General features: G+C 38.1%; 1 protein-coding gene and 1 rRNA gene. Both read right to left on the minus strand.

Annotated features, from left to right (window positions below):
* The coding region (locus HGH91_RS31150; RefSeq protein ID WP_211092496.1) for a hypothetical protein at positions 1-206 on the minus strand (206 nt) is incomplete at its 3' end.
* Positions 207-340: 134 nt separating this feature from the next.
* Positions 341-407: ribosomal RNA gene (locus HGH91_RS31005) — 16S ribosomal RNA — on the minus strand; the annotation flags it as partial.

Consider the following 407-nt stretch of genomic DNA (forward strand, 5'->3'; position numbering starts at 1 on the left):
CACCATGCGCCCTTATTCGCTTTAAAAATCTTTAGTATTCTTAATACTACTATTTCGAATACAACTTGCATTTCCCAATATGTCAAAGAACTTTTAATCACTGATTTCTTTTCCAAGATTTCATTTGCGTGATTATTGTCGATGTGTGAGAGCCGATCTCCGTAACCCCTTTGGTTACACATCTTCATCTTGTCTTTTGTTTTCATTTTTTGCTTTCGCTGTTAGCGAAAGATTGAAAACTTTGTAAAGAACTTTTACTTTTCGCCTGGCGTGTAGCCATGGGCGTTAGTACAATAAATTAAAAGAAGGAAACAACAGCTCATAGGTTAATGAGCTCTAAAAAGGAGGTATTCCAGCCGCACCTTCCGATACGGCTACCTTGTTACGACTTAGCCCCAATTACCGAT

It is taken from the genome of Chitinophaga eiseniae, from assembly GCF_012641265.1.
GTDB lineage: Bacteria > Bacteroidota > Bacteroidia > Chitinophagales > Chitinophagaceae > Chitinophaga > Chitinophaga eiseniae_A.